Below are 5,392 nucleotides of genomic sequence, written 5' to 3' on the forward strand. Positions count from 1 at the left end.
GGGTCGTCTCGACCGACCTCTCCGGCGGCATGCTCGCCACGGCCGCCCGGCTCAGTGCCCGCTCCCCCCGGCCCGGCACCGCTGCTCGCCCAGGCCGACGCGACCCGGCTCCCCTTCGCCGACGCCTCCTTCGACGTCGTCTTCTCGGCCTACGGCGCCACTCCCTTCGTCGCCGACTCCCCCGGTCTCATGGTCGAGCTGGCCCGCGTCCTGCGCCCGGGCGGCCGGCTGGCCTTCTCCACGTCGCACCCGATCCGCTGGGCCTTCCCCGACGTCCCCGGGCCGGAGGGGCTGACCGCGACGGGGTCCTACTTCGACGAGACGCCCTACGTGGAGTCGACGCAGGGACGCGCGAGCTATGTCGAGCACCACCGCACGACGGGCCACCGCATCGCCGAGATCGTCGACGCCGGTCTCGTCCTCGACGCCCTGCTCGAGCCGGAGTGGCCACCGGACAACACGCAGACCTGGGGCGGCTGGTCTCCGCTGCGCGGGGCGCACCTGCCCGGGACCGCGATCTTCGTCGCGCACCGGCCGGGTTGACCGGGACGACGAACGAGGCCGGCCACCACCCGCTCGGGTGGTGGCCGGCCTCGTCACGGGACCAGCGGCGTGGGCGTCAGCCGCCGTGGATGTCGCTGCGGCGAACCGTCGGCTCGTCGGGGTCCGAGGGGCCGAAGACCGGGTCCGGACGGTTGTCGACGTAGGCCGGCTGCTCGTCGAGGTCGCGGCGGCGACCGATGAGGATCGACAGGATGAGGCCGGTGAGCAGGAGCAGCACGCCGAGGATGCCGAAGACGATGGGGAAGGTCGACTTGACCATGCCCAGGAGCGAGGACTTCGACTTGTAGTCCTCGACGTTCTTGTCGACGGTGTCCTTGGTGAACTTCGAGGTCGTCTCGAGGGCCGTCAGCGACTTGCCGTTGTATCGGAACTCCTGGCGCTGCTCCTCGACGCGGTCGATGACGACACCGGTGACCGGGTCCACCCAGAAGGTGCGCTTGTTGGAGTAGTAGCGGTCCGCGTTGACGGCACCCGAGCTGGCGGACCCCCCGAAGAGGTTGCCGGGCAGCTCACGCGTGGCGTACTTGGTCTCGGGGACCTCCTGGGTGAACTTGTAGACGTTCATCCCCTGCAGGTCCTCCTCACCCTCGAAGGTGACCGGGAAGGACTTGCCGACGGTGCTGTCCCACCACTTGTAGGAGCCGTCCTTCTTCGTGTCAAAGGGGAACTTCACGAGCAGGCCGTCGCGCTTGACCTCCTCGCCGTTCTTGGACTCGCCGCAGCAGTTGACGGCCTCGCCGGTGTGGCGGTCGAAGACGTAGACCTCGGTGCTGCCGTCCATCGGGATGTTGTCGCCGTTGTTGTCGCTGATCTGACCGCTGTTCCACACGGCCAGGTCGCGCCCGGACTCCTCGGAGGCGTTCTCGGCCGCCTGCGGGTCACCGATGATGCGCGCGGTCGTCGTCAGCTCGCCCTCGGCGGGCTTGACGTTGTCGGCGTCGAAGAACTTCGCGTCGGGGTCCTGCACGATCTGCGTCGTGTTCTGGTCGTTCGGGACCACCGCGAGCTTGGGATATGCATAGAACCGGAAGAGCAGCCCCATGGTGAGAATGAATGCGCCGACGCCCATGATGATCGCCGGCAACAGGTACTTGCGCACGAGTTGACCCTCCTTGGCCCTATGAAACTTACCGGACAGTAGCACTTTGACAGCGTCGCAGCAGCCGGTCGACAGCCTAGGGGACGTGGCCTTCACCACGTCGCACGCCGTCCGCGGACCGGCGCGCCCCGGAGGGCGGCGCGAGGAGCGCGACGACATCCGCGAGATCGCGCTGCGTCGTGACCCGCTCGGTCCGCATCCCGAGACCCTGCGCCGGCGCCAGGTCGCTCGGCATGTCACCGACCATGACGCACCGCTCGGGGTGGGCCCACGGGGCCGCCGCGAGGGCCGCGCGGAAGAGACCGTCGAGAGGCTTGCGGCAGGAGCAGACACCCGTGTCGTGCGGGCAGACGGCGATCGCGTCGAGGCGTCCACCCTCGGCGGCCAGCGCGTGCGAGAGTCGCTCGTGGACCGCCTCGAGGTCGCTGCGGTCCAGGAGCCCACGGGCCACACCCCGCTGGTTGGTCACCAGGACGGTCCGGCAGCCGGCCGCCGTGAGCGCTCCGACCGCCGCGGCCGCGCCCGGCAGCAGACGCAGCTCGTCGGGCCGGGTGACGTAGCCGTCGGGGATGCGCACGTTGATCGTGCCGTCACGGTCGAGCAGGACGAGGTCGAAGGGAGCGCCCTCCCCCGGCGGGTCGAGCACCGGCGGTCCGAACCACCACGGCTGGGGGGTCAGCGGGGCCCCTGCATCGACAGGTCGACCGCCTCGCACCACGCGTGCGCCCAGAGCATGTGGACCTCCTGGATGCGCGGCGTCTCGTCGCTGGGCACGACGAGCAGGTGGTCGGCGAGGTGTCCCTGCCCAGCCCCCTTCGCGCCGGTCATGAGGATCGTGCGCAGGCCGCGGGCCCGCGCCTCCCCAAGGGCGGCGACGACGTTGGGGCTGGTGCCCGAGGTGGACATCGCGAGCAGGACGTCGCCCGGGCGGCCGAAGGCCTGCACGCCACGCAGGAAGACCTGGTCGAAGCCGTAGTCGTTGCCGATCGCGGTGAGCGAGGAGTGCGACTCGGCGAGGCTGATCGACGGCAGCGGGTGCCGGTCGTGGATGCACTTGCCGAGGAACTCCGCGGCGACGTGGCTGGCGATCGCGGCCGACCCGCCGTTGCCGGCGACGAGGAGCGTGCCCCCCGCAGCGAGGGCGTCGACGACGTCGCGCCCGGCAGCCTCGACGGCCTGACGCACCTCGGATGCCGAGATCTCGCTGGCCAACCGGGCCCACGCCGCGATCCCCGCGTCGAGCTGCTGGGTGACGAGCGCGTGGCCCCCCTGCGTCGCTGTCATTGCTGGCCCTTCCAGGTCGTGACGCCGTGCTTGGTGAAGGTGAACTCGGAGACCGTCAGGCCCAGGCGGATCAGCTCGTCGGCGACGAGGTGGCGCTTCTCGAACTCGCAGATGAAGATCATGTGCCCGCCGCCACCGGCCCCGGTGACCTTGCCACCGAGGGCGCCGTGCGCGAGCGCGCTCTCGACCGCGTCGGCGATGAGCGGCGTGGTGATCCGCGAGGACATCCGCTGCTTCTCCTGCCAGGCCTGGCCGAGGAGGTGACCGATCTCGTCGACCCGGCCGCGCAGCAGCGCCACCCGCATCGCGTCGGCGAGGTCTCGCTGCGCCCGCAGCCCGGCGATCGCGTCCGCGTTGCCCGTCTCGTAGCGGGAGACCTGGTCCTGGATGATGTGGTCGCTCACGCGGGTGCGTCCGGTGTAGGCGAGCAGCATGTTGTGCTCGAGCTCGTGGACGGTGTCGGGCCGGACCCGGAGCGGGTTGACGACGACCTGCCCGTCGGTGCGGAACTCCATGAAGTTGAAGCCGCCGAAGGCCGCCGCGTACTGGTCCTGGTAGCCGCCCGGGATCGCCAGGTCGTCGCGCTCGAGCCGGTAGGCCAGCTCGGCGGTCTCGTGCGGGCCGAGGTCGAGCCCGCAGTGCCGGGCCACGAGCTGGATGACCGCGACCATGACCGCGCTCGAGCTGCCGAGGCCGGAGCCGGGCGGGGCGTTCGTGTGCAGGAAGAGGTCGAAGCCGTCGGAGGCCATGGCCCCGTCGAGCGCCATGATCCGGGCGATCGCGGCCTTGGGCAGGTCGAGCTCGCCGCCCAGCTCGAAGGGGGTGCCGACGTCGTAGCCGATGCTCGTGCCGTAGTCGTGCGACTCGACGGTGATGTGCCCGTCGGTGCGCGGCCGCAGCGTCGCGTAGGCATAGCTGCCGATTGTGGCGCTGAGGACCGCGCCGCCCTCGCGCTCGGTGAAGGGTGCGACGTCGGTGCCGCCGCCGGCGAAGCTCACCCGCAGGGGTGCGCGGGCGCGCAGCACGGGACGGAGCGTCATCCGAGGTCCTCTCGAGCAGGCAGAATGGGCGATCGTTACCGAATGGTAGGTGAAGGCATCGACACACGACAGGCTCCCCCGGTGAGCGGCACGTCACGCCTGCTCGGCCTCGACCTGCTCCGAGCGGTCGCGGCCTGGCTCGTCCTGCTCTCGCACGTCGCCTTCTGGACCGGCGCCGGCGAGCAGGGTGTGGTCGGCGGCCTCGCCGTGCGCGGCGAGCTCGGCGTGGCGGTCTTCTTCGCCCTCTCCGCCTTCCTGCTGTCGACCCCCTTCGTCCGACGTGCGCTCGGCGAGGAGGTCGACTGGTCGGCGCGGCGCTACCTCGTGCGGCGGGCGGCGCGCATCTACCCCGGGTACCTCCTCGCGCTCGTCGCCGTGGTCGCCGTCGCGATCTGGCTCGGCGGAGCCGCCGCGAGCGCCCTCGACCTGCCGACCGTCCTCGTGCACCTCGTCGTCGGGCAGGGCTGGACGGGGCGGACCTTCCAGTCCTTCACCCAGACGTGGAGCCTGACGAGCGAGCTGACCTTCTACCTCGCACTGCCCCTCGTCGCCGCCGTGATCGCGCCCGTGGTGCGCGGCGCCGCCCCGCGACGGTCGCCCGTCGGCTCCTGTCGGTCTGCGCCGGCATCGCGGTCGCCGGGCTTGTGCTCCAGACGCTCGCCGCGGTGCCGGACGGCCGGTGGGGCGGCATCCTCGCGACGAGCGCGGCCGGTCACGCCACGTGGTTTGCCGTCGGCACCGCGGTCTCGGTCGTCGTGCAGGCGGAGCGGGCCGGGGTCGTGGTCACCCCGCGCCCGTGGCTCGAAGCCGTGCGGACCAGCCCGGGCACCCTCGTGCTCCTCGCCGCGGTGCTGTGGCTGGTCTCCTCGACGCCGGTCGCCGGACCCCGCGGGATCGAGCACTCCTCGCCCGCGCAGGCACTCGCGGCGGAGCTGCTCTACGGCCTCGTCGCCGGGTGCCTCCTGCTGGCGGGCACGACCCGAGGGCTCGCGGAGACGATCACCGGCTCACCGGTGGCCGGAGCCGCCCGGTGGCTCGGCGACATCTCCTACGGGGTCTTCCTGTGGCACGTGCTCGTGCTGCAGGTGACCTTCGCCCTGCTCGACCTGCGGCTCTTCGCGGCGCCCTTCGCCGCGACGCTGCTGCTCGTGACGGTCGTCAGCGTGGGTCTGGCGCACCTGTCGTGGTCCCTGCTGGAGCGTCCGGCGCTGCGTCGCGCGCACCGGACGACGGACGCACCAGCGCCGCAGCCAGCACCCCGAGCGTGACCGCGCCGAGGACCTGCGAGACGAGCGAGCCCGCCGACTGACGCTCGGCGACCCCGAGGACGGCCAAGGCGATACCCGCAGCACCGAGGACGAGGGCCACCGGCCGTCGCTCGACGCGCACCGGCAGCGGCGCCCCA

6 protein-coding genes and 1 pseudogene are annotated in these 5,392 nt (G+C 71.9%); 3 read left to right on the forward strand and 4 right to left on the reverse strand.

Features of this window, described 5'->3' with window-relative positions:
* Positions 1-54 precede the first annotated feature (54 nt).
* Positions 55-543, forward strand: a complete 489-nt coding sequence (locus AC2W7J_RS15470; RefSeq protein WP_485983475.1) for a class I SAM-dependent methyltransferase — start codon at positions 55-57, stop codon at positions 541-543.
* 76 nt (positions 544-619) lie between these two features.
* Here AC2W7J_RS15470 and pgfA read toward each other — a convergent pair whose 3' ends face one another.
* The 4 genes from pgfA to AC2W7J_RS15490 all read right to left on the reverse strand — a co-directional run bounded on the left by pgfA (position 620) and on the right by AC2W7J_RS15490 (position 3,987).
* On the reverse strand, positions 620-1,663 hold the full coding sequence (pgfA, locus tag AC2W7J_RS15475; RefSeq protein WP_485983477.1) for a cell envelope lipid trafficking protein PgfA: 1,044 nt from the start codon (positions 1,661-1,663) through the stop codon (positions 620-622).
* A 76-nt stretch (positions 1,664-1,739) separates the two neighbouring features.
* Positions 1,740-2,309, reverse strand: coding sequence for an HAD-IIIA family hydrolase (locus AC2W7J_RS15480; RefSeq protein ID WP_485983479.1), 570 nt, complete (start codon positions 2,307-2,309; stop codon positions 1,740-1,742).
* A gap of 29 nt (positions 2,310-2,338) precedes the next feature.
* Positions 2,339-2,947 (reverse strand): D-sedoheptulose-7-phosphate isomerase, encoded by a 609-nt coding sequence (locus AC2W7J_RS15485; protein WP_485983481.1) that lies wholly within the window; start codon positions 2,945-2,947, stop codon positions 2,339-2,341.
* Complete coding sequence (locus AC2W7J_RS15490; RefSeq protein WP_255183527.1) at positions 2,944-3,987, reverse strand: GHMP family kinase ATP-binding protein; 1,044 nt, start codon at positions 3,985-3,987, stop codon at positions 2,944-2,946. Before AC2W7J_RS15490 ends, AC2W7J_RS15485 begins: the two co-directional genes overlap by 4 nt.
* A gap of 42 nt (positions 3,988-4,029) precedes the next feature.
* On the opposite strand from AC2W7J_RS15490, the pseudogene AC2W7J_RS15495 reads away from it, so the two are divergent.
* Positions 4,030-4,488: pseudogene (locus AC2W7J_RS15495) on the forward strand (acyltransferase family protein); the annotation flags it as partial.
* A gap of 143 nt (positions 4,489-4,631) precedes the next feature.
* On the forward strand, positions 4,632-5,255 hold the full coding sequence (locus tag AC2W7J_RS15500) for an acyltransferase family protein (protein WP_485983483.1): 624 nt from the start codon (positions 4,632-4,634) through the stop codon (positions 5,253-5,255).
* Positions 5,256-5,392 lie beyond the last annotated feature (137 nt).

Source organism: Janibacter sp. CFPM2_SD2, assembly GCF_057364645.1.

Coding starts and splice junctions, on each gene's coding strand:
- AC2W7J_RS15485 (WP_485983481.1), bottom strand. CDS start 2,947: ATGACAGCGACGCAGGGGGGCCACGCGCTCGTCACCCAGCAGCTCGAC.
- AC2W7J_RS15490 (WP_255183527.1), bottom strand. CDS start 3,987: ATGACGCTCCGTCCCGTGCTGCGCGCCCGCGCACCCCTGCGGGTGAGC.